This window comes from Rhodobacteraceae bacterium M385 (assembly GCA_025141835.1).
Taxonomy (GTDB): Bacteria; Pseudomonadota; Alphaproteobacteria; order Rhodobacterales; family Rhodobacteraceae; genus Gymnodinialimonas.
The window spans coordinates 2,871,937-2,896,236 of sequence record CP081102.1 but is presented as its reverse complement, the minus strand read 5'-3'; the positions used below and the strand labels follow the sequence as shown (position 1 = coordinate 2,896,236).

Sequence of the window (24,300 nt, the reverse complement as noted above, 5' to 3'; positions counted from 1 at the left end):
AATCAATCAATCTTTGGCTAATTGATTAGCGCAGGCCTTACGCCAATCGTTGGCGTAGCGTTTCAACGCAGACTGCAAGTCTTCTGAGGTTTCATGAACATCCAAGTTAAGCTGGTTTGGATGGTCACAAACCAACAATGCAGCACCTTGACTGGTTCCAGTTGAATTGCTTGCGCCCGAAATGGCACATTCCGTAGCTACGGCCAACAATGATAGATATTCTGTGTTTTCCGCAAATGGCCCCTCTACAACGATATCCCCTCGATGCCCCGTAAGGGAGAGGCAAGTCGCCGTCATCATCGCGCAATAATAGGAGGCCGCAACGCTGCGTTGCCCGCTGCCTATTTCAGGTTGGAATGGGCGCCACGCGCTTTCGCTGCCCGCGAAAGGGCCGGTCGATTGTTCCAAAGCAGGCATTAGCATTGTGCCATTGTCCAACACGTCATCCACGTCTGCGGGCGTAGGCACAACATGTGCGTCGGCTACAATCTGTTCAAACTCGCGCCCGCCCATGAAGCGTGCGGAAGGCACCGGTTGCCCAAGCGCGTTGACATTGATCAATGTATCTCGGTCAGGATCCAGCGTCGGATTGGTTCCTCCAATCGTCATTGCGATGACCCACGTACCTGTTGAGACGACGGAGAATGGTGTTTTACGGGAAAGCAGATGAGGCAAGAGCGACGCGTTGGAATCGTGGATCCCGCAGGTCACCGGCGTGTCGGCGGGTAGCCCAGTGCAGTTGGCGATTTGTTCTTTGATGGGGCCTAAGACGTCAGATGCCATGCGGACGGGTGCGAGCTTTTCTGAGATCCCAAGTGTTTCGATCAAAGAAGATGGCGCGTCGTTCGTCGGGTTCCACAAATCAGTGTGACAGCCAAGCGATGTCCGCTCGGTCGCGGTGACGCCGGTCAGCCGATACGCCCAATACTGGGGATAGGTCAGGATTTGAGCCACGCGATCTTTCAGCGTCAGATCTTGCTGGAACATCCAATACAGTTGAGCGCCGATGTTGAGGCCGCCTGCAAGTCGGGCAGAGCCGGTCTCCGAGAACAATGGTCTGATGGCGTCATAGGCTTCGGCCAGATCATCTGGGCCATGATGCTCGTAATCTAGCATCGGCGCGGCAAGATCCCCGTTGACATCCAGCAGAACGCAGGACGCGCCGTGTGTCGTGATAGAGATTGCATCAATCCCATAGCTGGCGTGAAAGTTGCGCAAGTTGGACAGCAAAAACGCCCAGTGACCCTCTAGATCGAAATGCGGCCAAGGCGGGCCGGACAGCACCATGTTTGGGCGAGTCACGACAGCCACCTCTTGCAAGGTGGCGCGATCAACCAGCGCCAGTTTGGCATTGGTCTTGCCGATATCGATGACAGCGATATGGGTCATGGCAGGTGGAACAGCGGCGTTAGCGGCGTCGCTACCGGCGCGTTGTTGGGATGGGTTTCCATGATGTCTGCCATATGAGCCCACCAGCGTTGCATGACGGGATGATCCGGCAAGGCGTCCATTTCATGATCGTCGGTGCGCCACAGAACGCCGAACAAGATGCCGGTGTCCTCATCAAAGTGGATGGAGTAATCCGATACGCCTGCATCCTTCAGAAGCGCCACCAGATCTGGCCAGATTGCATCGTGCCGCGCTTGATACTCCGCCTGGCAACCGGGACTAAGCTTCATCTTGAAGGCATATTTTTCCATCATGCCCTCCGGTACGCTTGGAATTGAGACCAAAGACGCGGCAGGGCGATAACGCCGATCAAAAGGCAACCGATGAAGATCGACATGACAATCCCCGGCACGTTCAAAAGGCCCAGACCGAAAGTCACCAACCCCATAACAAAAGCGGCAATTACAACGCCCTGCACGCTACCCGATCCACCAAGGATATTGACGCCGCCCAGAACGACCATGGTGACGATTTCAAGTTCCCACCCTAGGGCGATTGTGGGCCGGGTAGAGCCTAATCTTGCCGTCAAACATATGGCCGCGACGCCTGCCATTAGCCCCGTCAGAAGAAACAGGATGAACTTCACCCGCGCCACTCGGATGCCTGAAAACAATGCGCCTGTCGGGTTGTTGCCGATGGCATAAATCGTACGGCCAAAGTTGGTTTTGTGCAGCAAGACATAGTAAATCAGGGCAAGGAAGGCGAAGAGAACGAATTCGAACGAGATCACCCAGTAGACGTACCCTTGACCGAAGTAGCTGAATTCGGGGGGGTAACCGCGGAAGCCTTGATCGCCCAAAACGATGTAAGAGATGCCGCGAAACAAGCTCATCGTGCCGATGGTTACGACGATGCTCGGCAAGCCGAGGCCTGTCACGAGAAAGCCGTTGAACGCGCCGCACAATAGACCTGTGGTGAGACCGATCAGCACCAATGGCACCACGCCCATGTCAAATTGCAGCGCCCATCCCATGGCGGTAGAGGCAAGTGCAATGATGGAGGCAACAGAAAGGTCGATTTCTCCGGCCACAATCAGCAATGCCATGGCAAAGGCGATCATAGCCTTCTCGGTGAAATTGAACGTGGCGTCCGACAGGTTCCAAGCGTTCAGGAAATAAGGCGACAGAAAGCTGTTGGTGATGAAGATTGCCACGGCTACAGCGAGAAGCAAGGTTTCCCACGATTTGAACGCCTTCAGGGCAGGGCTTTGCAACCGGTCGGGCAAGTGGCGGGACGTGTTTTGGGCGAGGCCGCCTTTTGAAGTTGTGTCGGTCATGATGTGGGCGCTCCTTGTGCTTCGGCTTCTGCGCGCTTCAGGATGATGCGGCCCTTAGAGCGGCCGGCGCGGGCGTTGAATGACACCGCAATGACAATTGCTGCGCCGGAAATGGCCAACTGCCAGAACGGAGAGACACCGACCACGGGAAGGGCATTTTTGATGATCCCCAGGAACAGAGCCCCTAGGATGGCGCCCGTGATGGTGCCCGCACCGCCAGCGATGGCAATGCCGCCGATGACGCAAGCGGCCACGACCTCAAGTTCAAACCCTTTGGCGATATCCACATAGGCGACGGAGTAACGCGCCACCCATAGGTATCCGGTCAAACCTGCCAACATCCCCGATAAAACAAACGCCCAGAACTGCGTCTTGCCCACGTTGATGCCTGTGTAAACGGCGGCGTGGGGGTTGCCGCCCACTGCGTAAAAGGCGCGACCCAAAGGTGTACGGGCGATCACTACGAAGAAGGCGAATGCTGTGAGAATGGCTAACCACGCCAAGACGGGAAGGCCGATGATTTGCGCACGGGGGAAGCCTGTGAAGGCGGCGGACATCTCGTGGGCGTTAACCCACGCGCCCTCGGAAATGACGAAGATGAAGCCCCGGTAGATGGTTAACGTGCCCAATGTTACAACGATGGGCGGGATCGCAAGCTTCCACACGAGGATGCCGTTGATCGCGCCCAAGGCGGCCCCAAGGGCCAGTGCCACGGCGATTATCGCGGGGATCGGGATATCAGGATAAGCGACGTTGAGCATCGCACAAACCATTCCCGTTAGCGCAAGGTTTGCCGCCACGGATAGGTCAATGCAACGCGTCAGGATCACAATGGCTTGGCCAATTGCAAGGATGATTAGCGGCGACGTGTCGGTGAAAACATTCACCAGATTGGCGGGCACAATGAAGGCCGGGAACCGGCTCGCGATAAGCGCGACAAGCACGGCGATCACGCCCACCAGAAGTATTTCGCGGGATTTCAGGATGCGGGTCATGTTGGCTCTCCTATTCCGGCGGCGTGGCGCACTAGGGTTTCTGGCGATAGGTCATCGCGGGACAATTCCGCTGCGATCAGCCCTTCGCGCATGACGATCACGCGGTCGGACATGCCAAGGATTTCAGGGATTTCCGAGCTGACCATGATAACGGCCAAACCTTCGGCGGCCAGTTCGGCCATAAAGGCATGCACCGCCGCTTTCGATCCGATGTCGATACCCTTCGTCGGTTCGTCCAAAATAATCACGCGCGGTTTGGTCGCCAGCCATTTGGCGATGACCACCTTTTGCTGGTTGCCGCCCGACAGGTTGCCCACGTCTTGATCCAGCGAGGCCGCGCGCAGTTCCAACCGCTCGGTGTATTCGCGGGCAAGGGAGAATTCATTGGCCAGACGCAAGAACCCCGCACGAGAGGTTTGGGACAGCGACGGCAGCGTCACGTTCTGGAATATCGGCAGGCCTAGAACGGCACCCTGAGCGCCACGATCTTCAGGCACATAGACGATGCCATTGGCAATCGCCTCGGCAGGGGAGTTGATCGAGATAGTCTTGTTGTCCACGGTAATCGTGCCAGCCGACGGCTTGGTGATCCCGAACAGCGATTGCATCAACTCGGAGCGCCCCGCGCCCACAAGTCCGTAGAATCCAAGGATTTCTCCGGCATTGAGGTGGAGAGAGATGTCATCAAATTCAGTAGGATGGCTATAGCCTTCTACTCGCAGCACCTCGGCGCCATTGGATGCGACGCGTTTGGGGAAAATCTGATCGACAGCGCGGCCCACCATAAGCTGCACCAGATCGCCTTCGGACACATCGGCCATTAGGCCGCGCCCCACATGTTCGCCGTCACGGAACACGGCATAACGGTCGGCGATGCGGAAAATCTCGTCGAATTTGTGAGAGATGAACAGGATCGCGCGGCCTTCGGCCTTCAGGCGATCAACCAGTTCATAAAGCTCTTCAATTTCCTTTTGCGATAGCGCAGCGGTCGGCTCGTCCATGATGACCACGCGGGCATCCACAGACAGCGCGCGGGCAATCGCCACAAGGTGTTTATTGGCAATGCCAAGATCTTTTAGCGGTGTTGTGGCGCGCAGGGGCGCGTCGATCCGGTCCAGAATGTCTTGGGCGCGGGCGTTCATCTGGGCGGTATCAATCAGCCCGAAGCGGCCGCGAGGGGCATGGCCAATAAAGATGTTTTCGGCCACCGATAGCTCATCAAACAGCACCGTTTCCTGGTGGATGGCGGTGATACCTGCGGCAGTGGCATCTTCGGCGGAGGTGAAATTTACCCGACTACCATCAACCGTAATCGTACCCCCATCAGCGCGATAGATACCTGTCAGAACCTTCACAATCGTGGACTTTCCCGCGCCGTTTTCGCCGATCAAAGCCGTCACTTGGCCGGGGTAGAGCTCTAACGACACGTCGCTTAGGGCTTTGACGCCGGGAAAGGTCTTGGTGATGGCCTCTAGACGGAGGACAGGCGTGTCCTGCGCGCTGGCCTGTTGGAGAGCGGGTTGCATTAGGAGATATCCATTTGGAGTGAGGGTGCCCGGCCCACGTCAAAAGGGGGCCGGGCGCGAGAAATCAGAAGACTTCGCGGAACTGTTCGATGTTGGAGGCGTCGTAAGTGAACGGATTGGCCATGGGGCCTGTATTGGTGGCGTCCAGCTCAACTTCACCCATCCGACCCATCGGAATAACCGCGCCTTCTTCAGCAACAGCGCCGTTTGCTGTCAGCTCATGGGCCAACATGGTTGCGGCATAGCCCAAGTCGATCGGGTTCCAGATCGCAAAGGACTGCGACGCGCCGGATTCGATGGCGCCAGCCATCTCGGACGGCAGGCCAAGACCCGTAACGTTGACTTGGCCGACCATGCCCTGATCCACAACCGCTTGGGCTGCCGCCACAATACCCACCGAAGTCGGCGCGATGATCGCATCAAGATCAGGGTAGGTCTGCATTAGGCCCACAGCTTCGCGGTAAGAGCGATCTGCAAGGTCATCGCCATAGACCGTAGCTACCACTTCGATATCGGGGTAGTCGCCCATGACGGCGTTCATTTCGGCAATCCATGTGTTCTGGTTGGTCGAAGTCGCCGTGGCCGACAAAAGCGCCACTTGGCCGCCATCGGGCAAGTGATCTGCTGCCAGTTGGATGATCGTGCGGCCAATCAGAGCATCAGATGAAGGCGCGAGGTGCAGCATCCGGCCTTCCTCGGCAACGCCCGAGTCAAACGACAGCACCGTGATGCCGCGTTGCATGGCGCGTTGTAGGGCGGGCACGACTGCGTCCGGGTCATTTGCCGAAATAACAATCGCGTCGACGCCTTGGGCGATCAGCGAGTTGATAACTTCAATCTGGCCTTCTGCGGTGGTCGAGGTGGGGCCGGTGTAGATGATTTCCACGTCGCCCAGTTCCTCGGCGGCTTCCATCGCGCCTTCGTGGGCGGCTTCAAAGAAGCCGATGCCAAGTGCCTTAACAACAAGCGCTATGCGCATTGGTTCATGGCCGTCGGCATAGGCGGATCCTCCCGCCATCATCATTGCGGCCAGCGCCGTGCCGCCAAAAATGCGCCGTGTGATTGAAGTGTGTTTAATGCTCATGTGATATCCTCCCATGGATGAGCGATGGCGCGGTTATCCCGCCCCGGTTTCCGACGCCGAACTGGTCTGCGCCACGATTAGTTTGATATCTGCAGCCTCCAACATTGTGGCCGCCCGATCCGAAATGCCGTCGTCGGTGATCACCACATCAATGCGGGTCAGCGGACACAGCACGAGGCTGGATCGGCTTTCAAATTTGGAGCTATCGACCAGCACAACCAATTCGTCGGCTTGCCCGATCAGCTTGTTTTCGGCCTGGATCAGCAGGGGATCTGCCTCCATTAGGCCCAAGGGCCCAAGGCCGTGGGCCCCCATAAACATTCGCGTCGCGGCAAAGTTGCGGGTCACGTCGTTGTCGAATGGCGACAGGATGATGTTTTGCTCGCGGTAGATCACCCCACCGGACAGCATCACTGTGTTCTTGGAATTCTTCAGCAAATGTTCCGCGATCGGAAAGCTGTTAGTGAACACCTGCATCCGACGCATCGCCAATGGGTGCACCATTTGGAACGTGGTTGTACCGCCATTGATGATGATCGCGTCGCCATCGTCACACAGTTCCACCGCCGCGCGCGCAATTGCCTGTTTCTCGGGGCCGCGCATTGTTTCGTTCACTGCAAAGGTGCGCCCTGCAAGGCCTACAAACTGCGGGGGCGTGATCGCCTCTGCCCCGCCACGCACCCGGCGCAACCGCTTTTGGATGTGTAGGGTATTAATGTCGCGTCGCACGGTTGCCTCAGACGCGCCTGTCAGCGCGCAGAAGTCTGCGACGGTAGCAACCGGGCGCTCTTGGACTGCGGACAATATGACCCTGTGGCGTTCTTTCTCGTGCATTGATTCCTCCCGAACCGTTCCCAAACGTGGCGCTTCTCCCAATCACTTGTCAATCATTAAATGTCATTTCCAGTCATTCTGCGATGCAGCATGACTGGAAATGATTATTTATGATTGACTTGATTGCAGGTTCCCCTCAAGTTGGCGGCAACCAAATTTGCAGAGCGCACGCCGTTCAATGGGAGAGAATGCATGTTGGAAGTCACTGAAAAAGCTAACCTATCTAACCTTTGGGATGATGCCAAAGCTGCCCAGATGTCCGAGTCGGAGAAGCTGCTCTACCGCTCCAATCTGCTGGGATCAGACAAGCGGATCACCAACTACGGCGGCGGTAATACCTCGGCCAAAGTGATGGAAGTTGATCCGCTAAGCGGTGAAAAAGCCGAAGTCTTGTGGGTCAAAGGTTCGGGCGGGGACGTGGGCTCGATTAAGATGGATGGCTTTGCGACGCTCTATATGGACAAGTTGCGTGCGTTGAAGGGGATCTATCGGGGGGTAGAGTTCGAGGACGAGATGGTCGGACTGCTGCCCCATTGTACCTTCAACCTGAACACTCGCGCGGCCTCTATTGACACGCCGTTGCACGCCTATGTGCCGCGCAAGCACGTAGATCACATGCACCCCGATGCGATCATCGCGATTGCCGCTGCCGCCGACAGCAAGGCGATCACAGCGGAAATTTTTGGCGATGACATCGGTTGGCTGCCTTGGAAGCGGCCTGGCTATGAGCTTGGCCTTTGGCTTGAGAAATTCTGCCTAGAAAACCCAGACGCCAAGGGGGTCGTACTGGAAAGCCACGGTCTGTTTACTTGGGATGACGACGCCAAGGCTTGCTACGAGCTGACGGTGGGAGTGATCCAGAAAGCGATGGATTGGTTCGCTGACAAGACCGCTGATGTGCCGGCATTTGGTGGTGCGATCCGCGAAAGTCTGCCCGCAGCCGAACGCCGCGCCGTGGCGGCGCGCTTGATGCCGGCAATCCGGGGCATGGTATCCGGCCAACAGCATATGGTCGGTCATTTCGAGGACAGCGATACCGTTCTGAAATTCGTGAACGCCAAAGACATGCAGGCGCTGGCTGCCCTTGGCACATCCTGCCCGGACCATTTCCTGCGCACGAAAATCCGGCCTCTCGTTGTCGATTTCGACCCGGCCAACGCCGATGTTGACGCGGTGCTCGAGGGCTTGCCCGCCCAGGTAAGTGCCTACCGCGACGACTACGCCGCTTATTATGAACGCTGCAAGCGCGACGACAGCCCGGCCATCCGTGACCCCAACGCCGTGGTTTATCTGGTGCCCGGCGTCGGCATGATTACTTTCGCCAAGGACAAGGCCACCGCACGGATTTCTGGCGAATTCTACGTCAACGCTATCAATGTGATGCGTGAAGCCAACGCGGTCAGCACCTATTGCGGCCTACCAGAACAAGAAGCCTTCGATATCGAATACTGGCTTCTGGAAGAGGCCAAATTGCAGCGTATGCCCAAGCCCAAGTCTCTTGCGGGACGCGTCGCATTGGTGACCGGTGGGGCCGGCGGTATCGGGGCGGCAACTGCCGCGCGGTACTTGGCTGAAGGGGCCTGCGTGGTTCTGGCGGACATCGACGAAAACGCCTTGAGCGCAACGCAAGACGCCCTGACAGCACAATTCTCGGATGACGTGGTCCGTTCGGTTATAATGAATGTCACCAGTGAGGCAGCCGTGGCCGAGGCTTTCGCCAATGCCAGCACAGAGTTCGGCGGCATCGACATCCTGGTCTCAAACGCAGGTATCGCCTCTTCTGCGCCGATCGAAGAAACCTCTTTGGCGTTGTGGCAGAAGAACATGGACATCCTTAGCACCGGCTACTTCTTGGTGAGCCGTGAGGCGTTCAAACTGCTCCGCGTGCAGGACATGGGCGGTTCTGTTGTGTTCATCGTCTCGAAAAACGGGTTGGCGGCCAGCCCCAACGCCTCGGCCTATTGCACGGCGAAGGCAAGCGAGCTGCATTTGGCCCGTTGTCTTGCGCTGGAAGGCGCAGAGGCGGGCATCCGTGTTAACGTTGTAAACCCAGATGCGGTGCTGCGCGGCTCGAAAATCTGGCAAGGCGAATGGCTGGATCAACGCGCTTCTACATACGGCACCGACAAGGAGGGTCTGGAAGCGATGTACCGCGACCGCTCCATGCTGAAGCGCTCGGTCCTGCCGGAAGATATCGCGGAGGCCGCGTATTTCTTTGCCGCCGATCTGTCGGCCAAATCCACGGGCAACATCATCAACGTGGACGCCGGCAATGTCCAAGCGTTCACGCGCTAAGGGAGCGGGCACATGAGCAATCAAGCCTATACCCTTGCGCGACAGATGTTTGCTGACTGGGGCGTTGATACCGAAGCTGCGATGGATCGTCTTTCGCAAATCCCGATCTCCATGCATTGCTGGCAGGGCGATGACGTTGTGGGGTTTGAGACCAAATCCGGCGCGTCAGGTGGCGGCATTCAAGCGACGGGCAATCACCCTGGCCGCGCCCGCACCCCCGATGAATTGCGCGCCGATCTAGAGTTTGCCTACAGCCAAATTCCGGGCCAGCATCGTCTGAACCTTCACGCGATGTATCTGGACACGGATACCACGCCCGACCGCGACGAGATCGAATACGATCACTTCGCCCCTTGGGTGGATTGGGCGAAAGAGCAGGGCTTGGGACTCGACTTCAACCCGACGTTCTTCGCCCACGCCAAGGCCGATGATAACCTGACGCTAAGCCACCCCGATCAGGGCATCCGTGATTTCTGGATCGAACACGGCAAACGGTCGCGTGAGATTGGGGCGCGGATGGGGGCTGAGCTTAACAGCGCCTGTGTGAATAACATTTGGGTGCCTGACGGCTACAAAGATACGCCTGTAGACCGTATGTCGGCCCGTGTTCGGTTGGAGGGATCGTTGGATAAGATGTTCACCGACGCCCACGACCCGTCGCAGCTGTTGGACGCGGTGGAAAGCAAGCTGTTCGGGATCGGTGTTGAAGCCTGCACGGTGGGCAGTCACGAGTTCTATATGGGCTACGCGATCCGCAACAAAAAGTTGCTGTGCCTTGATATGGGGCATTTCCATCCCACGGAAAACGTTGCCGATAAGCTAAGTTCCGTGGCGCTTTCGCTGGATCAAATCCTGCTTCATGTCTCTCGGCCAATGAGGTGGGACAGCGATCATGTGATTTTGCTGAACGATGACATTATGCAAATGGCGCAAGAGCTGGTGTTTGCCGATCTGTTGGATTGCACCCGCATAGGGCTCGACTTTTTTGATGCTACAATCAGCCGTACAGCTGCCTGGGTGATCGGCACTCGGAACATGCAAAAAGCACTTTTGCGCGCGCTTTTGATGCCGCGTGCGGAACTAATGGCGGCGGAGGCGTCTATGGACAACACGGCCCGGATCATGATGCTCGAAGAGGCCAAGGATCTTCCCGCAGGGGCGGTATGGGCAGAATTCTGTGCTCGCCAGTCAGTACAAGAAGGACAAGCATTGATGGGGGCACTGTCAGCATACGACAGCCAAGTTTCCTCGCGGTCGTAACTTACTGAAAGGGTCGTCCCTTGAAGCAAGGGACGGCTTTGTTGCCCTGGCCTGTTGATACACAAGTCTCCCTGTCTGAGGTCAGCACTTGTGGAGTTGATGCCCCAACCGCTACTTGTTTGGACGCAGTCTCTGAAGGGCCGGCTAGGACGCGCCTGAGATAATGCCGAAGTCGTGGCCGTGGTGAACGTTTGCCGGGCGCATCTATGAAGTGGGTACGCCCGAATTACATCGACCTAGCATAGTGCTGGCAACCAGACCACGCGCCGAAGCATGTAGCTGAGAGATCTCAATCGAAAGCCGGGACGGGAATTGAGAACGACAAGTGACCTAAACGACCTTTCATGGCGGAACAAATTGCTTGCCAGATTTAGTGTGGCTGAACCCTATCCGTTACCGAAGTCCTGCTCCTATCGCGACGCGCGACGCCCTTGATGGCGCCTTTCATACAAGATCCTGTACGCTTCGGCTGACGCGGGTAAGTGTTTTCTCGTCGCTTCGACATACACGTCGCTCGCGGTTCCACGCATTGCTTGGATAATATCCCGGTGCTGCGCAATCACTTGAGCCATATGATTTTGGTCGTCATATTTGACGACCCGGATCGGTTGGGCCATTCGGGAATGCTGGGCGATCAGAGCTTCAAGGCGAGGGTTTTCACAGCATGAAAACTGCAGTTCATGAAATTCTTGATTGAGCCAGAATACCTGGCGAAAATCGCCACGTTGAACGGCGGCAGCGTGCTGGTTCGAGACCTCGGTCAGACGATCTACAACTGCAGGGTCTACAGGGAGTTTTGTACGCGCGGCTGCGGCCGTTTCCAAAATGATGCGGACATCATAAAGAGCGTCTACTTCGGCGGGCGTCAGTTCTACGACTTCAACCCCGCGATGCGGCTGGCGCACCAAAAGGCCTTGGGTCTCTAGCAATGTGAAGGCGCTGCGCACCGAGTGCCGCTTGGCATCATATTGCGCCATCACGCTGTCTTCCGTGATACGGCTTCCGGGTGGGTAGATCCCGAAGATTATGTCGTTTTCCAGATCTTGTTCGAGTGCTGTCGGCATCGTTTTCCCGTTAAAAGGCTGTCTCACTGTTATATCCATAATCGGCAGGGCTGCGCCATCAACAAAATTATCAATAATAATATTGACGAAAAAGCGTGCAATCTTTACCGATGGCTGCGTGAGGAATAGGTCTAGGGAGGACACTATGAGATTTTTGACCAGCACGCTTGCTATCACGGCCGCTCTTGCGGCGAGCCAAGCCGCCGCATGGGAGGCGACTGAAGGCCAGCCCTATGCAGGGCAGACCGTTCGTATTTTGGCGGTGACGTCCAGTCAATTTCAAGCGCATGAAGCGCGATTTGCTGAGTTCGAAGAGGCGACAGGCATCGATGTTGAAGTCGATTACGTGCCGTTCCCAAACATGCGCGAGGCGTTGACGGCCGAGATGATCGGCGGCAGCGGCGACTACGACGTTGTGTCGATCATGGATCAGTGGGTGCCATCGCTGGTCAACCTGATCCAGCCCATCGGTGACGGCATTGCGGCGCAAGGGACGGACCTGTCAGATTTTCCCGCCGCGCACATGCGCCATGGCATGATCGGCGATGAACTGTACGGTCTTCCCGTGCGTGGCCACGTTCAGTTGATGTTCTATCGCACCGACCTGTTTGAACAGGCTGGCGTTGGAGTTCCCGAGACCTGGGAAGATGTAGTGACCGCCAGTCAGGCGATTCAGGAGGCCACGGACGCCGCTGGTATCGCATTGCCCTATGGGCGCTTGAACGGTCAGAACCTTATGGTCTGGATGAACCTGCTTTGGGGGCACGGCGGTGACCTTTTCGACGATGCAGGGCAACCGATCTTCAACTCTGAAGCCGGCGTCATGGCGACGGAGCAGTATATTGGCTTCCTAGCCGACGACGAAATCGCGCCCGCCGGTTCGGCCGTTTTTGTAGAGCAGGATGCGGTCAACAGCTTCAAGCAAGGCAACTCTGCTATGCTGCCCGTATGGTGGTGGGTTAGCTCGCAGTTAACCGACCCGGAGCAGTCCACGATTGCCGCGGATCAACTCGGCTTTGCGGCGTTGCCGTCGGTTGCGGGCGCAGATCGCACAACTTTCACGAATACTTGGATCTTCGGTGTAACTCAGGAGTCTGAGAACCCCGACGCGGCCATTGAATACCTTGGTTGGCTAACCGATCCGTCGGTAGAGCGCTCGGTCCTGCTGGACCCAGAGCTGAACGAGTTGGTTGCTGTTCATCTGTCCAACATGCGCGACGAAGAAGTCAATGCGCGTTGGGGTGGCATCCACGCCGCAGCGGCGGAAGCGCTGAGCACGGCAGAAGGCATGGAGTTTGGCGACGACTGGTTGCGCGTCGTCGAGGTTCTGGAAACTGCTATTTCCAGCCTTGCCTCGGGCGAACAGGACGATGTCGGCGCAGCACTTGATGCAGCGGCCGAAGAAATCGCTGAAATCCGCGGTTAATTGCTTTGAACCCCGCGGCTGCCAGATCGGTGGCCGCGGTACCTTCTTAAGGGAAGAGAACCCGCTATGCGCGATAGATCACTCCAGTACTTTTTGTTGGTGCCGGGCTTTCTGATCGTCCTTGCGACGACATTTTACCCGCTGGCCTACTCCCTGACCACGGCGTTCCGTGAATGGGACCTGACCCAGTCCCGCCGACCCGAAGGCTGGGTCGGACTTGATAACTTCATCCGCGCAACAGGCGAGTCCCATTTCCTCAATTCTCTGTGGGTGACGATTATATTCGTGATCTCAAGCGTGATCCTGACCCTTGTTATCGCGATGTCGCTAGCCTTGTTGCTGCGCCGCAAGGGAAAGATGCACACGTTCACTCGGATTATCCTGATCCTACCTTTCGCCATGAGCCCTGCACTGATCGGTGTGAGCTTCCGGTTCATGTTCAATCCCGAATTTGGCGTGCTATCCAACGGCCTCGCGGCGGTCTTTCCCGCCCTTGAAGGCACGCCTTGGCTTGCCAGCCCGGATCTTGCGATGGCTATTCTTGTGGTCACCGATGTCTGGCATTGGGCACCCTATATGACGTTCATGTGCCTTGGCGGCCTTGCCTCAATCCCGCGCGAGACTGAGGAAGCTGCCCGCATTGACGGCGCATCCAACTTCCGCATCATCTTCGGCATCATCCTGCCGCAGATGAAGGGCGTGCTGCTGGTCACCGCAATCCTAAAAACGATTTTCGCGCTGAAGATGTTCGACCAGGTCGTAACATTGACGGGTGGCGGGCCGGGTACATCTACGGAAACACTGGCCTACTTCATCTTCAACGTGGGCTTTGAATGGTACGATATGGGATACGCCTCTGCACTTGCGTGGATCCTGACGGCAATCATGATGACAATCTCGATCTGGTATGTGCGCATGCTCTTGAGCGAGAGAAAGATGGCAACGGCATGATGCGTATACTCTCCTGGTGGGCCGAACGTGCCCTGCTCCTGCTGATTTGCACTGTGGTGCTGTTCCCGATTGCGTGGATGTTTCTGACGGCGTTCAAACGCCCGATTGATGCCTACTCGCTATCGTTGAACTTTCAGCCCACACTCGACAACTTCGCGACGGTCTTCTCAGACCCGTGGAACCTGGAGGAGATGGTGTTGAACTCCGTCATCGTGGCGGGTGTCACGGTGTTGATCGCGGTGCCTTGTGCGTCCTTGGCGGCCTATTCCTTCTCTCGCTTCCGCGTGAAGGGACGCAAGTTTCTGTTCTTCCTAATCCTCTCGACACAGTTCATTCCGGCGGTCGTGATTGTGCTGCCATTCTTCTTGATGTTCCGCACGCTGGACCTTCTGGACACCCGTATCGCGCTGATCATTGTGAACCTCGCCATCGTGACGCCTTTCGTGATCTGGATGATCAAGGGCTACATCGACGCCATCCCTACCGACAGTGAAGAGGCGGCGATGATCGACGGGGCGTCTCGCCTGCGCGTCATCAAGGACATCGTCCTGCCGATGGCCGCGCCGGGCATCCTAACGTCCAGCATCTTTTGTTTCATCCTGACGTGGAATGAGTTTCTGTTCTCCTTGATCCTGACGCGCCGCGACGCTGTCACATTGCCCGTGGGCCTTGTCAGCTTCCGCACCGAGCGTGGCGATCTCTGGGAACTCATGAGTGCGGCAGGCGTCATGATTACCGTTCCAATCTTCATCATGGCTTTGATGATCCAGAAACACTTCACGCGCGGCATGACGGCCGGCGCGGTCAAATAGAGGGGCAGGGGTATGGCTGAGGTCAAACTGGTCGATATTGAAAAGCGGTATGGCGCATTCCACGCGGTCAAGAAGCAGAACCTGACGATTGAGGAAGGCGAGTTCCTCGTCCTTTTGGGGCCATCAGGCTGTGGTAAAACCACGACGATGCGGATGATCGCGGGCCTGGAAGATATCACTTCCGGCGATCTGATGATCGACGGGGCGCGGGTCAACGACAAGCCGCCCAAGGATCGTGACATCGCGATGGTGTTTCAGAACTATGGCCTTTATCCGCATATGACGGTCGGCGAAAACATCGCCTATCCGCTGAAACTGCGTGGCGTCGACAAGGCGACGCGCACAAAGCAGGTGCTGGCAACCGCCGAAAAGGTGGAGCTTAATGCGCTGCTGAAACGCCGCCCGTCCGAGTTGTCGGGTGGGCAAAGACAACGTGTGGCACTCGCGCGTGCCATCGTGCGGACGCCCAAGATCTTCCTAATGGATGAACCGCTGTCGAACCTCGACGCCAAGCTGCGCGTGTCAATGCGGGCGGAGCTGAAGCACTTGCATCATGAGCTTGGCGTCACGACCGTTTTTGTGACCCACGATCAGATGGAGGCGATGACGCTTGCCACCCGCGTGGCCGTCATGCGCGATGGTCAGATCGTACAACTCGATACGCCCAAAAAGATCTACTCCGAGCCGATCAACCTGTTTGTGGCGAGCTTCATCGGCTCGCCGTCGATGAACCTGATTGAAGGCAACATTGCGGGCGGAACCTTCACTGCTCCGGGCGTGAAAATGCCGATTACCGCGCCGGATCGGGACAACGTGGTGCTTGGCATCCGGCCTGAGGATCTGGAATTGTCCGAGGCCTCTGATGCCCCTATCTCGGGCAGCCTCTATGCGTTGGAACTGACCGGTGAGGCAACGCTTTTGACCCTGCGCGAGAAGGGTACGTCGATCTGTGCCCGTGGACCTGCCGACTATGAGGCCGCGATCAACGCACAATGTTCGCTAGCACCGAAACTTGGCGGCCGCATTCATCTGTTCGACAAAACCTCCGGCGAGCGTCTGGACTACTAATCCTTAGAAACAAGGCCATCTTCATGCCCCTCATCACGCAACAAGACGCCGACGCGCGCCACATAAAACGGTCCGATTACGTATCCTGTACAGTAGCCTTCATTGATTGCAAGAAGCCGGGATCGCATTTGAAAGAGAACTATTCGATCATTGGTCCCGGAGTGACTTCATCGACTGAACAGGTGATCAACCTGCCCGAGGCGCACGGTTTCAATGTAGGCGCAGCGGCGATGCCCAACGGCATCACAAATAACTTGCACGTACACTTCACGGCCGAGGTTTTCATTGTCCAAAAGGGCGAATGGACTTTCCGGTGGGGTTCAAACGGCGAGCACACCTTCACTGGGCGCGAAGGCGATATCCTGTCGGTTCCAACATGGATTTTCCGTGGCTTCACCAACGCAGGGCCAGATGATGGCTGGCTGTTCACGATCCTGGGCGGCGACAATACGGGCGGTGTGATCTTCCACCCCGATATCATTGAGGAAGCGGCAGAATTCGGCCTCTATATCTCAAACGAAAACACGCTGATCGACACCTCGCGCGGTGACGCGGTGCCGGAAGCAAGTGAGTGCATCCCTCCGATGCCCGCATCCGATGTTGCCGGCCTGCGCGAGGTTTCGCCGGAAGCGATGCGATCCCGTGTCGTCACCGCCCAAGACCGAGATTTCCGCCCCGCCTTCATCGACGCCGATCTCCCCGGCTGCGGGGCGGAGATCGCACCGGTTATCGGATACGGCATGACCCAAAACCGGGAACATGCGGCCCCGATCACCAACCCTCACGGTTTCTCGACTGAGTGGTTGCGTATGGCGCCGGGCACGCGTGTCAGCCCGTTCGCCTTGCCCGACAAGATGGTCATCATCCTTCACAAAGGCCGTATGCGGATCACATATCAGGAAGGCGTCGCGGTCGAACTGGATGCTTGGGACACCTATTCCATCCCGGCGGGTACAGTGCGGTCGATGGAGGTGCTCGGCGACGAAATGGTCGAGGCGCTCATTACAATTTCGGGCGATCACCGCAAACGGCCTGTCTTTGACGGCGAAGTCATCGAGGCCGCTTTGGCCGATGGTTTCGGACTGGATGCAGGGGGCTTTGTTGCAAAAGCCTCACTTCTTCCGACTTACCGGAGGGCTGGTTGATGCGTCCGAACCTTGTCAAATCACGCCTGAGCGCGGGCGATCCCGTCGTTAATGCCTGGCTCTCTATCGGGGCAAGCTATTCGGCGGAGGGTGTCGGACATACCGGTGCGCATTCTGTCACGGTGGATTTGCAACACGGCATGTTTGGGTTTTCTGAGGCGTTGCATATGTTGCAGGCGATCTCTTCCACACCTGCGATCCCCATGGTGCGTGTTCCGCATCTGGATCCGGCACAGATCATGCAATTGCTCGATGCGGGGGCCTATGGGATCATCTGTCCGATGATTTCAACCGCTGAGCAGGCCGCAGCGCTTGTGGCCGCCTGCCGCTACCCTCCCCATGGCAATCGCAGCTTCGGACCCTCGCGGGGGCTGCTTTATGGAGGCTCGGATTACGTGGCCAACGCCAATAAAACAGTGATGGCGATCCCGATGATTGAAACAGCTGAGGCCGTCGCGCGTATCGACGAGATCCTCGACGTTGAAGGCATCGATATGCTCTATCTTGGCCCAAACGATATGGCCTTCGCGATGGACGGCCACGTGCGTTTTCCGCGCCCCGCCTCGGAGGAGGCGATGAGCCACGTCCTATCACGCGCAAAGCTAAAAGGCCTGCCTGTCGGCATCTTCTGCGCCGATGCGGCTGAGGCCCGCCTGCGGATGGATCAGGGTTATGATCTCGTAACACCGGGTAATGATTTCGCCCATTTGACGCGCAGCGTCTCGGGCGCAGTTCGTGAACTTTTGGATATGGAAGAAGCCGATACTGCCAAGCCCGCCGCTAACCATGGGTATTGATCCATCTGACGGACGCCGCTGGATCTTGCTGCCGGGCACATTGTGTACTGGAGCGGTCTTCGATGGCTTTCTGGATGCGCTGAAAGTGCCCCGTACCGCGCGCTGTTTCGTGGACATGGAGTGGGAAAACGTCGGCGACTACGCCGCCGTGTTGGACGATGTGGCTGCGCCTGACGCCATAGTCTGCGGGTTTTCCTTGGGGGCTATCGTGGCAGCTCATCTGGCAGATAGGCTGGATGTCTCGGCGCTACTCCTTTTTGGCCTCAACCCGCACGCCGATGATCCTGCAAAACGCGACGAAAGACTGGAGCTCGCCCGCGATGTCGCCGCTATCGGAGGCAACGCAGCCTTGACTGGCAGGCTTCCCCCTTTGGCGGGAAACGACCCAGAGCAGGCTCGGGCGTTCGTTCTGTCCATGGCCCATGACACACAGCGTTTTATTGAGGCGCAGACGGCGCTCGCCTTGGGGCGTCCCGGTGCTTTGTCCGCGCTGGCAGGTGCGGCCTGTCCGGTTTCGATGATGACCGGTACAGATGACCAACAGACACCTTTAAGTCTTGCGCAAGAGGCGGCCGCCGCTGCACCCAATGGCCGCGCCGTGGCGCTGGATGGCCTAGGTCATTACGCTCTGGTCGAGGACCCGATAACCTGCGCGAGGGCTGTTTCTGGCGTCTGGACCCCGCAATGACCGATTTCGGCTTATCGAACGATCTTCTGACCCGGCTCCAGGCTTGCGACACGCCGACAGTGTGTAACGCAATCGAAGTGGCCCAGGGCAGACGAGGCTTTGCCGGCTTCACCCGTGCGACCGTGAAATGGTCCGGTGATCTGGACACGCGGATCGTAGGATACGCCCGCACCGCTCACATCGCGGGTCGAGAGGCACCGTCCGAGGATAAGGATATCCTGCGCGCCCGGCGGATGGCCTATTTCCGGTCGATGGCCGAGGGTCCACGTCCCGGCGTTGCCGTCATCGAAGACATGGACGGAGAGGCCGCCACTGGTGCCTGGTGGGGCGAGGTTCATGCGCAGGTCCATGGCAGAGTTTTCGGTCTTGCAGGCGCTGTCACAAACGGGCTGATGCGTGACCTCGGCGATCTGCCAGCGTCTTTTCCGGTTCTCGCGGGCGGCATCGGTCCAAGTCACGGATTCGTTCATGTTCGCCGTATAGGCGACCCAGTTGAAATCTTCGGCCTGCGCGTGGCGGAGGGGGACTTGATCCACGCCGATTGCCATGGCGCGGTGGTCATACCGCCTGACGTACTTCCCGATCTTTCGTCAGCCCTAAACACGCTTTTTGCGAGCGAAGGCCTTGTTCTTAATCCAATCAAGGACGGTCCGGTCAGCTTTGAAGAATTCGAGGCCCATTGGGCCGCGTTCGAGAAGGCCCGAACCTAACGGCTATCCCAACACTTGCATCCATCCCAACGTCTCATTCGTGGGGCCGCCGGGCTTGTATTCCGCACCAAGGGGCTGGGTCCAACCCAATGCAGCAATTTCCGCGAAAACCGGCCCGTAATCCAGATCCCCGTGATCGGGCGTTCCACGATCGGGCACGGCAGCAAACTGGATGTGCCCAATAATCGGATAAAGCACACGAAGATGGCCGATGACATCGCCTTCGGTCCGGCCCACATGGTAACAGTCGAACATCAGCGCCAGATTGGGCGCTGCAATATCCCTGATGATCTCAGCGGCCAGCTGCGTCGTGTTCAAGAAATATCCGGGCGCGTCGAAGCGGTTCAGCGGCTCGATCAGGATGCTTTGGTCGCGCTTGCCAGCTTGGGTGCAGGCATAGCGCAGGTTCCGGGAAAAGGTCTCCTGCGCATGTGCGCCATCGGCAAAACCTGCCATGACATGCACCTTTGGCGCGCGGATCCGTGCGGCGTAGTCCAGTGCCTCATCAATGGCATCGCGGGCTTCATTCTCCCGGCCGGGCAGCGCGGCTAGGCCATTTTCGCCCTCCGTTACATTTCCGCGCCGGGTGTTGAGGCCGAGCATAGGCAATCCGGTCTCCTCTAGCGCAGTTTTCACAACTGCCGGGTCCATGTCGAACGGCCAATGGCATTCGACCGCGTCGAACCCGGCAAGTTTCGCGGCGCGAATTGCATCGGGTAAGGGGCGGTCAGTCCATAAAAAGCCCAGATTGGCCGAAAAACGCGTCATACATCCCACTCCACATCGAATTTTCTCACCAAGGCCTGCACCTGCTCGTCAGTCAGACCACGCGCTTGCACCCCGCGCATCATCATCGCAAGGCGCGCGCTGTCTTCCAATTCCTCTATTGCGTTGCACGCGGCCTCAATGTCTTTGCCTGCCACCACTGGCCCGTGATTGGCCAACATCACGGCGCTGCGATTACCTGCCAAGCCGCGTACAGCGTCTCCCATTGCCGGATCACCCGGCAAAAAGAACGGCAGCAGCTTCACACGCCCCAGTTTCATGATCGCGTAGGGAGTAAATCTTGGCAGGAAATCGTCTTCATTCACCTCAGGCATCATCGACCACGCCACGGAATGACAGCTGTGCAAGTGCACCACCGCTCCCGCCGTACTGCGGGTTTCGTAAAAGGCAGAGTGCAGGGGCATTTCTTTGGTAGGCTTATCGCCCGATATAAGGGTTCCTTGCGCGTCAAACCGACTGAGTTTGCCCGGATCGAGCCTGCCGAAACTTGTTCCCGTGGGCGACACCAGAAGCCCGCCATCGTCTGTTCTTGCAGAGATGTTGCCGGTGCTACCATGGGTCAGGCCTCGGTCGAACAATGACGCGGCCAGCAAGCAAATTTGTTCGCGCAGTTGGGACTCGTTCATTGGGTGCCTTTCAGGATGTGATCGGCTTTCACAAAGAAATCCTCAGCGCCGAAGTTGCCTGATTTGAGAGCCACAACCAGATCGCGGCGGGCGCGCAGGGCAGGGACACCGGGGTCAATTTCCGGGCCGATCTCTAGCGTGTCGAGTGTCAGACCTTCCACAATCGCGCCGGACGTCTCACCACCCGCTGTAATCAACCGCGTCGCGCCGCCCACCACGCAAAGACGCGCGACGTCGGCGAAGAAGCCCTCTAGCGCCTCGGATGCTTTGGCGCGGCCAAACTCGGTCTGGACGCGAGCCACAACATCGGGATCGGCAGAACTATAGACAAGCGGCAGACCATCCGCCTGTAGCAACCATTCTGAGATTTCGGCGGGCGTCACGCGGTGCTCTATCACTTCTTCCGCCGTGATTTCTTTGGTTGGATTTGCTCCCGCATGGCGCGCGATCTGGCGGCGGGTAGCCACAGAGCAGGAGCCCGAAAGCGCGACCGCTTTGCCCGGTTGCCCCACCCACGGAACCGGAGCCCGTGTACAGCCAAAGTTAGCTGGCAACCCAAGGGCCACGCCCGAACCACCGGTGATCAGCGGTAAGCCTTTTGCCGCCCGGCCTATCTCCAACAAGTCCAAATCTCGGATCGCGTCCACAACAATCAGGCGGCGCCCCGTTTGATGCTGCGCCTCTAGCGCCGCCGTTATTCGGTCGGTCCCCGCAAAGACATCCTCAGCTGCGACGTGGCCAACGGTGTGGCGGGTCTGGGGGGCGAGCCATCGGCGGATATCGGGATCCGTCATTGGGGTCAGTGGATGGTTTTGCAAGCCGCTCTCGCTCAACAAAGTGTCATTGACGAAAAGGTGCCCTTGATAGACTGAACGGCCAGTGCCCGGAAACGCTGGGCAAACGATGACTTTATGCGCGTCCAGCGCATCGGCCAGCGCATCCGTGACCGGCCCGATATTCCCGGCGGGCGTTGAATCGAACGTCGAGCAATACTTGAAAAAGATCTGCTGGCAACCCTGCGATAACAGCCACTCAAGGGCCGCAAGGGATTGGCGGACAGCATCGTCCACGTCGATGGAGCGGGACTTCAACGCCACCACGCCAGCCTGCACGTGAGGCGCAGCGGGAGTGTCAGGTGTTCCAGTGTATTGGACCGTCCGCATGCCGCCTTTGGCCAACGTATTGGCCAGATCGCTTGATCCGGTAAAATCGTCACCGATACATCCAAGAAGCATCACGGTCTCTCCAATTGAGTGCTAACTGGCCTCAAAGGCGACGGGCCTTCAGGCGGTGATAATTTTATCAATAATAATATTGATACCGAGAAGTGATTTATGGGTCAAGCCGGGTACCGGCGGCGTATTCCATAACCATCCCACAGAACGCTCTCGCACTTCTGGCCAAACTCGTTCGCTGTTTTCCCGTCGTCACCGCGACAGGAGCTGTGCGGCGACTTTCTCCGACCGACCTTTTGACAATGCGGATAACTTCTTTCGTTTAGCGGTTTCGTGAGAGAGCATTGCGGCGGGCAGGGCGTCGATCTGATATCAACACGACATGCTTAACGAGACCGAGGAGAATTCGAGAGATACTTCTGGTCCCAAGAGGCATTATAAAGAGCGTTTATATTGCAATGTAGCAAAAGTAATTAGATTTCCCTGCTGTTCTCACGCAAGCCTTCGCCATCTTTCACGGCTGGGGAGGGCGCGTGAAGGGTCGGTTTGGCATAGTAGTTTGTACCTATGTCCGGCCCGCAGTCCTCTCTCGTTGTAAGTGACAATGACATGATGGATTGATGGGACGGGCTATGAGCGCTGATGCAACTCGGTTTGACTATATCGTTGTTGGGGGTGGTTCTGCAGGATGCCTGCTGGCCAACCGTCTTAGCGCAGATCCTGCGAACAATGTCCTACTTCTCGAAGCGGGTAAGGCCGACACATACCCATGGATTCACATCCCTGTTGGCTACCTCTATTGCATCGGCAACCCCCGCGCCGACTGGATGTATAAGACCGAGCCAGACGCAGGGCTGAACGGTCGCAGTCTCCTGTACCCAAGGGGGAAGACTTTGGGGGGGTGCTCCTCCATTAACGGCATGATCTACATGCGCGGTCAGGCCCGAGACTACGACAATTGGGCCGAGCTAACCGGAGAGAGCGCCTGGAATTGGGAAAACTCTCTGGCTGATTTCAAAGCTCATGAGGATCACTATAAACTGGACGATGGCGCCGATCCCGCCACAGGCGACAACGCACGTTTCTCTGACATGCACGGCCATGGTGGTGAATGGCGGATCGAAAAGCAGCGCCTGCGTTGGAACGTGCTGGACAGCTTTGCCGATGCCGCAACAGAAACGGGAATTGAAAAAACCGATGACTTCAATAGCGGCGACAACGCCGGTGTCGGATATTTCGATGTAAACCAACGCTCTGGCTGGCGCTGGAACACCTCCAAGGCGTTCTTGCGGCCCGCCAAGACAAGGAAGAACCTGACGGTCTGGACCGAGGCACAGGCTGAAAAGTTGATCTTTGAAGTCGGCGACGAAGGCGTGCCGCGGTGCATTGGCGTCAAGGTGCATCGCAATGGCATGTCCATAAACGCGACGGCCGATCGAGAGGTGGTGTTGTCGGCCGGTGCAGTGAACTCGCCCCAGATTTTGCAGTTGTCCGGCATCGGCCCCGCAGATTTGTTGAAATCTCACGGCATCGATGTGGTGCTGGATCAGCCCCACGTGGGTGAGAACCTACAAGACCATTTGCAGATCCGGGCAGTGTTTAAGGTCAAAGGCGCCAGCACCATGAATACCTTGGCCAATTCCATGGTAGGCAAAGCCAAAATCGGCTTGGAGTATTTGCTGAAGCGGTCGGGCCCGATGAGCATGTCGCCAAGTCAATTGGGGGCGTTTACGCGGTCGGACCCTAGTCGGACCCACGCTAATCTTGAGTATCACGTCCAACCGCTGAGTCTTGAGGCTTTCGGGGATGACTTACATGACTTCCCCGCCATGACTGTCAGCGTATGCAACCTGAACCCGACAAGCCGGGGCCACGTTCGGATCGCGTCCGGCGACTTCCGTGACGCTCCAAAGATCACGCCGAACTACCTGAACACCGAAGACGACCGCAAGGTCGCAGCAGACAGCCTCCGTCAGGTGCGCAAAATCATGGATCAACCGGCGATGCAGCCGTATGAGCCTGAGGAATACAAACCCGGCGTTCAGTATCAATCCGACGATGACCTCGCGCGGCTCGCGGGTGACATTGCCAGCACCATTTTCCATCCAGTTGGCACTGTTAAGATGGGCCGTGAAGATGACCCGACGGCTGTCTTGGACCCGCATTTGCGTCTTAAGGGTGTATCGGGCTTACGGGTCGTGGACGCCTCTGTCATGCCCGAGATCACGAGCGGCAACACAAACTCCCCCACGATCATGATCGCGGAAAAGGCAGCGGCTTGGATCCTGGCTGGAAAGTAACCCCGATAATCACAGAACTAAGAAGTTTTTGAT

General features: G+C 57.5%; 22 protein-coding genes. 11 read left to right on the top strand and 11 right to left on the bottom strand.

The features are described 5' to 3' along the window. Nucleotides 1-6: 6 nt before the first annotated feature. The 7 genes from K3728_14100 to K3728_14070 all read right to left on the bottom strand — a co-directional run bounded on the left by K3728_14100 (nucleotide 7) and on the right by K3728_14070 (nucleotide 7,164). Nucleotides 7-1,389, bottom strand: a complete 1,383-nt coding sequence (locus K3728_14100; protein UWQ94819.1) for an FGGY-family carbohydrate kinase — start codon at nucleotides 1,387-1,389, stop codon at nucleotides 7-9. Next, a complete protein-coding gene (rhaM, locus tag K3728_14095) occupies nucleotides 1,386-1,700 on the bottom strand; it encodes an L-rhamnose mutarotase (protein ID UWQ97569.1) in 315 nt (104 codons plus the stop codon). Before rhaM ends, K3728_14100 begins: the two co-directional genes overlap by 4 nt. Continuing rightward, nucleotides 1,700-2,725 carry an ABC transporter permease gene (locus K3728_14090; protein ID UWQ94818.1) on the bottom strand — a complete coding sequence of 342 codons (1,026 nt, stop codon included), beginning with the start codon at nucleotides 2,723-2,725 and terminating at the stop codon, nucleotides 1,700-1,702. Before K3728_14090 ends, rhaM begins: the two co-directional genes overlap by 1 nt. After that, a complete protein-coding gene (locus K3728_14085) occupies nucleotides 2,722-3,720 on the bottom strand; it encodes an ABC transporter permease (protein ID UWQ94817.1) in 999 nt (332 codons plus the stop codon). Before K3728_14085 ends, K3728_14090 begins: the two co-directional genes overlap by 4 nt. Then, nucleotides 3,717-5,246 carry a sugar ABC transporter ATP-binding protein gene (locus K3728_14080; GenBank protein ID UWQ94816.1) on the bottom strand — a complete coding sequence of 510 codons (1,530 nt, stop codon included), beginning with the start codon at nucleotides 5,244-5,246 and terminating at the stop codon, nucleotides 3,717-3,719. Before K3728_14080 ends, K3728_14085 begins: the two co-directional genes overlap by 4 nt. A gap of 64 nt (nucleotides 5,247-5,310) precedes the next feature. Beyond that, nucleotides 5,311-6,330, bottom strand: coding sequence for a rhamnose ABC transporter substrate-binding protein (rhaS, locus tag K3728_14075; protein UWQ94815.1), 1,020 nt, complete (start codon nucleotides 6,328-6,330; stop codon nucleotides 5,311-5,313). Between the two features lie 33 nt (nucleotides 6,331-6,363). Further along, nucleotides 6,364-7,164: a DeoR/GlpR family DNA-binding transcription regulator gene (locus K3728_14070; protein UWQ94814.1), complete on the bottom strand. Its 801-nt coding sequence runs from the start codon at nucleotides 7,162-7,164 to the stop codon at nucleotides 6,364-6,366. A gap of 192 nt (nucleotides 7,165-7,356) precedes the next feature. On the opposite strand from K3728_14070, the gene K3728_14065 reads away from it, so the two are divergent. Both K3728_14065 and K3728_14060 read left to right on the top strand, forming a co-directional pair. Continuing rightward, nucleotides 7,357-9,459 (top strand): bifunctional rhamnulose-1-phosphate aldolase/short-chain dehydrogenase, encoded by a 2,103-nt coding sequence (locus tag K3728_14065; protein UWQ94813.1) that lies wholly within the window; start codon nucleotides 7,357-7,359, stop codon nucleotides 9,457-9,459. A gap of 12 nt (nucleotides 9,460-9,471) precedes the next feature. Continuing rightward, on the top strand, nucleotides 9,472-10,719 hold the full coding sequence (locus tag K3728_14060) for an L-rhamnose isomerase (protein ID UWQ94812.1): 1,248 nt from the start codon (nucleotides 9,472-9,474) through the stop codon (nucleotides 10,717-10,719). A gap of 410 nt (nucleotides 10,720-11,129) precedes the next feature. Here the strand turns inward: K3728_14060 and K3728_14055 are convergent, their stop codons facing one another. After that, the gene (locus K3728_14055) at nucleotides 11,130-11,927 is read right to left on the bottom strand and encodes a GntR family transcriptional regulator (GenBank protein ID UWQ94811.1); all 798 of its coding nucleotides are present in this window, start codon (nucleotides 11,925-11,927) and stop codon (nucleotides 11,130-11,132) included. Between the two features lies 1 nt (nucleotide 11,928). Between K3728_14055 and K3728_14050 the strand changes: the two genes are divergently transcribed. The 8 genes from K3728_14050 (at nucleotide 11,929) to K3728_14015 (ending at nucleotide 19,380) form a co-directional block, all read left to right on the top strand. Next, nucleotides 11,929-13,209, top strand: coding sequence for a sugar ABC transporter substrate-binding protein (locus K3728_14050; GenBank protein ID UWQ94810.1), 1,281 nt, complete (start codon nucleotides 11,929-11,931; stop codon nucleotides 13,207-13,209). Between the two features lie 66 nt (nucleotides 13,210-13,275). Next, nucleotides 13,276-14,160, top strand: a complete 885-nt coding sequence (locus tag K3728_14045) for a sugar ABC transporter permease (GenBank protein ID UWQ94809.1) — start codon at nucleotides 13,276-13,278, stop codon at nucleotides 14,158-14,160. Further along, nucleotides 14,157-14,972, top strand: coding sequence for a carbohydrate ABC transporter permease (locus tag K3728_14040; protein ID UWQ94808.1), 816 nt, complete (start codon nucleotides 14,157-14,159; stop codon nucleotides 14,970-14,972). The genes K3728_14045 and K3728_14040 overlap by 4 nt, the downstream gene beginning before the upstream one ends. Nucleotides 14,973-14,984: 12 nt before the next feature. Further along, on the top strand, nucleotides 14,985-16,040 hold the full coding sequence (locus K3728_14035) for an ABC transporter ATP-binding protein (GenBank protein UWQ94807.1): 1,056 nt from the start codon (nucleotides 14,985-14,987) through the stop codon (nucleotides 16,038-16,040). A 23-nt stretch (nucleotides 16,041-16,063) separates the two neighbouring features. Beyond that, complete coding sequence (locus K3728_14030; protein UWQ94806.1) at nucleotides 16,064-17,185, top strand: hypothetical protein; 1,122 nt, start codon at nucleotides 16,064-16,066, stop codon at nucleotides 17,183-17,185. After that, nucleotides 17,185-17,982: a 2,4-dihydroxyhept-2-ene-1,7-dioic acid aldolase gene (locus tag K3728_14025; protein UWQ94805.1), complete on the top strand. Its 798-nt coding sequence runs from the start codon at nucleotides 17,185-17,187 to the stop codon at nucleotides 17,980-17,982. Before K3728_14030 ends, K3728_14025 begins: the two co-directional genes overlap by 1 nt. Continuing rightward, a complete protein-coding gene (locus K3728_14020) occupies nucleotides 17,972-18,670 on the top strand; it encodes an alpha/beta hydrolase (protein UWQ94804.1) in 699 nt (232 codons plus the stop codon). Before K3728_14025 ends, K3728_14020 begins: the two co-directional genes overlap by 11 nt. Then, a complete protein-coding gene (locus tag K3728_14015) occupies nucleotides 18,667-19,380 on the top strand; it encodes an RraA family protein (GenBank protein ID UWQ94803.1) in 714 nt (237 codons plus the stop codon). Before K3728_14020 ends, K3728_14015 begins: the two co-directional genes overlap by 4 nt. A gap of 3 nt (nucleotides 19,381-19,383) precedes the next feature. Here K3728_14015 and K3728_14010 read toward each other — a convergent pair whose 3' ends face one another. Genes K3728_14010 through K3728_14000 form a run of 3 tightly spaced genes read right to left on the bottom strand, consistent with a single transcriptional unit; the run spans nucleotide 19,384 to nucleotide 22,027 of the window. Beyond that, a complete protein-coding gene (locus tag K3728_14010) occupies nucleotides 19,384-20,148 on the bottom strand; it encodes a TIM barrel protein (GenBank protein UWQ94802.1) in 765 nt (254 codons plus the stop codon). Then, a complete protein-coding gene (locus K3728_14005) occupies nucleotides 20,145-20,792 on the bottom strand; it encodes an aldolase (protein ID UWQ94801.1) in 648 nt (215 codons plus the stop codon). Before K3728_14005 ends, K3728_14010 begins: the two co-directional genes overlap by 4 nt. Then, nucleotides 20,789-22,027 (bottom strand): four-carbon acid sugar kinase family protein, encoded by a 1,239-nt coding sequence (locus K3728_14000; GenBank protein UWQ94800.1) that lies wholly within the window; start codon nucleotides 22,025-22,027, stop codon nucleotides 20,789-20,791. Before K3728_14000 ends, K3728_14005 begins: the two co-directional genes overlap by 4 nt. 572 nt (nucleotides 22,028-22,599) lie before the next feature. Between K3728_14000 and K3728_13995 the strand changes: the two genes are divergently transcribed. After that, complete coding sequence (locus tag K3728_13995) at nucleotides 22,600-24,267, top strand: GMC family oxidoreductase N-terminal domain-containing protein (protein UWQ94799.1); 1,668 nt, start codon at nucleotides 22,600-22,602, stop codon at nucleotides 24,265-24,267. Nucleotides 24,268-24,300: the final 33 nt, after the last annotated feature.

Excerpts from the sequence above, each read along its gene's own strand:
- K3728_14100 (UWQ94819.1), bottom strand. The coding sequence starts at position 1,389 with ATGACCCATATCGCTGTCATCGATATCGGCAAGACCAATGCCAAACTG.
- rhaM (UWQ97569.1), bottom strand. The coding sequence starts at position 1,700 with ATGGAAAAATATGCCTTCAAGATGAAGCTTAGTCCCGGTTGCCAGGCG.
- K3728_14090 (UWQ94818.1), bottom strand. The coding sequence starts at position 2,725 with ATGACCGACACAACTTCAAAAGGCGGCCTCGCCCAAAACACGTCCCGC.
- K3728_14085 (UWQ94817.1), bottom strand. The coding sequence starts at position 3,720 with ATGACCCGCATCCTGAAATCCCGCGAAATACTTCTGGTGGGCGTGATC.
- K3728_14080 (UWQ94816.1), bottom strand. The coding sequence starts at position 5,246 with ATGCAACCCGCTCTCCAACAGGCCAGCGCGCAGGACACGCCTGTCCTC.
- rhaS (UWQ94815.1), bottom strand. The coding sequence starts at position 6,330 with ATGAGCATTAAACACACTTCAATCACACGGCGCATTTTTGGCGGCACG.
- K3728_14070 (UWQ94814.1), bottom strand. The coding sequence starts at position 7,164 with ATGCACGAGAAAGAACGCCACAGGGTCATATTGTCCGCAGTCCAAGAG.
- K3728_14065 (UWQ94813.1), top strand. The coding sequence starts at position 7,357 with ATGTTGGAAGTCACTGAAAAAGCTAACCTATCTAACCTTTGGGATGAT.
- K3728_14060 (UWQ94812.1), top strand. The coding sequence starts at position 9,472 with ATGAGCAATCAAGCCTATACCCTTGCGCGACAGATGTTTGCTGACTGG.
- K3728_14050 (UWQ94810.1), top strand. The coding sequence starts at position 11,929 with ATGAGATTTTTGACCAGCACGCTTGCTATCACGGCCGCTCTTGCGGCG.
- K3728_14045 (UWQ94809.1), top strand. The coding sequence starts at position 13,276 with ATGCGCGATAGATCACTCCAGTACTTTTTGTTGGTGCCGGGCTTTCTG.
- K3728_14040 (UWQ94808.1), top strand. The coding sequence starts at position 14,157 with ATGATGCGTATACTCTCCTGGTGGGCCGAACGTGCCCTGCTCCTGCTG.
- K3728_14035 (UWQ94807.1), top strand. The coding sequence starts at position 14,985 with ATGGCTGAGGTCAAACTGGTCGATATTGAAAAGCGGTATGGCGCATTC.
- K3728_14030 (UWQ94806.1), top strand. The coding sequence starts at position 16,064 with ATGCCCCTCATCACGCAACAAGACGCCGACGCGCGCCACATAAAACGG.
- K3728_14025 (UWQ94805.1), top strand. The coding sequence starts at position 17,185 with ATGCGTCCGAACCTTGTCAAATCACGCCTGAGCGCGGGCGATCCCGTC.
- K3728_14020 (UWQ94804.1), top strand. The coding sequence starts at position 17,972 with ATGGGTATTGATCCATCTGACGGACGCCGCTGGATCTTGCTGCCGGGC.
- K3728_14015 (UWQ94803.1), top strand. The coding sequence starts at position 18,667 with ATGACCGATTTCGGCTTATCGAACGATCTTCTGACCCGGCTCCAGGCT.
- K3728_14010 (UWQ94802.1), bottom strand. The coding sequence starts at position 20,148 with ATGACGCGTTTTTCGGCCAATCTGGGCTTTTTATGGACTGACCGCCCC.
- K3728_14005 (UWQ94801.1), bottom strand. The coding sequence starts at position 20,792 with ATGAACGAGTCCCAACTGCGCGAACAAATTTGCTTGCTGGCCGCGTCA.
- K3728_14000 (UWQ94800.1), bottom strand. The coding sequence starts at position 22,027 with ATGCTTCTTGGATGTATCGGTGACGATTTTACCGGATCAAGCGATCTG.
- K3728_13995 (UWQ94799.1), top strand. The coding sequence starts at position 22,600 with ATGAGCGCTGATGCAACTCGGTTTGACTATATCGTTGTTGGGGGTGGT.